The sequence below is a fragment of the Pseudacidovorax sp. DMC4 genome, assembly GCF_056314265.1.
Genome location: NZ_JBQUYR010000034.1, coordinates 1 through 2,280, shown reverse-complemented (window position 1 = coordinate 2,280; position 2,280 = coordinate 1). Strand labels below are relative to the sequence as shown.

At 51.8% G+C, this 2,280-nt stretch carries 2 protein-coding genes; one reads left to right on the top strand and one right to left on the bottom strand.

Annotation, left to right across the window (positions count from 1 at the left end; all coding sequences use genetic code 11):
* Positions 1–293: 293 nt before the first annotated feature.
* Positions 294–866, top strand: coding sequence for a tannase/feruloyl esterase family alpha/beta hydrolase (locus ACT54X_RS28740; RefSeq protein WP_476350046.1), 573 nt, complete (start codon positions 294–296; stop codon positions 864–866).
* A 98-nt stretch (positions 867–964) separates the two neighbouring features.
* On the opposite strand, the gene ACT54X_RS28735 is transcribed toward ACT54X_RS28740, so the two are convergent.
* The coding region (locus ACT54X_RS28735) for a hypothetical protein (protein WP_476350044.1) at positions 965–2,280 on the bottom strand (1,316 nt) is incomplete at its 5' end.

Here is a 2,280-nt window from a genome sequence, read left to right as displayed (position 1 = left end):
ATCGGGCGCAGCGGGTGGTCGGCAGGCACGAAGTCCTCCAGCTTGCGCAGGGTGAACAGGCTCTCGGTGAAGGTGTCGGGACCGCGCATCAGAGCTTCTATGGAATCAGGCAAACAACAGCACCAGCGTTCAACGATTGCTCGATACCGGGCGATGACGATCAAGGCAGTATTTCAGCAGCCTGCTAGGACATACCAGAACTTTGTCAGCGTGATTACATTGTTCCGCGCATGCCGCGCTTAGGCTGGTGCAGCTCGCATAGGCAAGCCTAGTCAACTACTTCGAGGCATATCATGGAACTCAAACGGACAGATTGCATAGTCATTGGCGCGTTGGCATCGATGCTCGCTGGCTGTGGGGGCGGCGGATCAGGCACCGACGGTGTAGTCGCTGCGCAATTGCTCGCGATTCAAGCCGCCGCGCAGCAGTCAGCTTCCGCGCAGCAAACATCTCCGCAGAAGCTGTGCGATTCAATCGCCACAGCGAAAATCGATGCAAGCAAAATCTCGCTTCCGACACGCGGTGCAGTGATTCAAAGTGCTAAATTGATTGGAGCCGCGGGCGCAACTCCTGAGTATTGTGATGTCAACGGCACGGTTACCTCGGTCGATCAAAATGCAGAGCCCATCACCTTCCGCATTGCGTTGCCTTCCACCTGGAACAAGAAAACGATGCAACTAGGGGGCGGTGGGTGGAATGGATTTCTGGCAGATGTCGCAGGTGCTTCTTCATTGAATAGCGGGCAAAGTTCAACGATTGCTCGATACCGGGCGATGACGATCAAGGCAGTATTTCAGCAGCCTGCTAAGTCGTGGCGCAGCCGTTCGATGAGTAAATTGCCGTTGCAATCTAGACTTCTTGGATGAGATCCGCAAGCGAAGTTCAGCTGAGTATCGAACGCCGATCAATATGCTAACTTCTATGTTGAATTAATATCCACCTAGGTGTTGCAACTGTCTCCGGGTTATACATGAGTCCCATTAAAAACCTCTGGGTGAGGTGGGCTCTTCTCATCCAAGACTATATTGATTAGATCAGGGCGGCCAATCTGGCAGTACATCAGTGTATCTGCCATAGGCATCTCCTGGTCGATTTTTTGTTGAACGGCGCTCACATCAAGACTAGCAGAATCAGCGACGCTGCTGAGAAAGCGGGTGTACCAGCTTGGATTCAAGAACGTGATATCGGTATTGGCCTTATATAGAATTTCGGTTGCCTGCTCGGTTGAAATGACGGACTGCTCTGACAGAAATCTTGTTAGGTCCGTACAATAGCTCATTTGAAAAAAACTCGAAACTAATTTTCGCCAGCTTATCGCGTTGTAGCCCATTGATTCCAAAGCCGGCAAAAAGCTATCGATCCGGAAAATCAGACGTGCGACTACAACGGCGGACGCTATGGAGTCGATTGCTAGAAAGGCTCCGAGAACAGCTAATGCTCCAGACCGGACGAATCCATTGGAGACCGAAGCGTGCGAGCCGGTAACTGGGGAGGTCAAACACGCGCTCAAGAGAACGATTGGGGGCACTTTGGCGCGATGCGCTAATTGCCAGGAGTCCAGACGTTCGGTGCCGATGTCAAGCCAACCAGCACCTTTATTGCCTTCGTGTGAGCCGTGGCAGTCGAAAACTACGATTGCGCCGTCAAAAGAATTGAGTGCGGAGACGACCTCTTTAACTGTCGAGGCATCCACGAATCGGACGCTCACGCCGTTTTCCAAGGGAAACGCCCTGACGGCAGTTTCCAGATGGTGTTTGAGCGGATCACTATCCTTAAAGGATCGGATCACAAGAATATTTTTCAACACCGAAGATGAAAAATATACGGGGGTTCCGGCTACGGCGAGTTGCAAAAATAGATCCCCAGGTGTAGTTGGAATTCTGGAGACCTCGTTTCTGATCATTAAGGGCAGTCCGTCGATGCGTAACCACTCCAGTGGAGCATCCGAGCAAATTGTGCACTCTTCTGCCCGCTCGGCCAACAGTTTATATATTCCTTCGGGAACTTCCTTTGTCAGGCGGCCAGATAGGGCCATGAATCTCTGACCTAATAGTTTTCTTTCAAATTCACCACCGACAGCCAAAGATTCTATTTCTTTTAGCTCAGCGTGATGAAAGTTTACGGCATTCGGAAGGCGTACTGCTGGAATCGATGCCGATGTCGTGAGTTGCTGAATCCCGGCGACTGTTGCGCGCAGCTCTAACAGGCTGCTGAAATACTCATCCGCTTGCGGCGTCCGACCCTCTGTCGAATGAGACGGCAGAGGGTCGCTTTTCGCAT

Coding starts and splice junctions, on each gene's coding strand:
- ACT54X_RS28740 (WP_476350046.1), top strand. CDS start 294: ATGGAACTCAAACGGACAGATTGCATAGTCATTGGCGCGTTGGCATCG.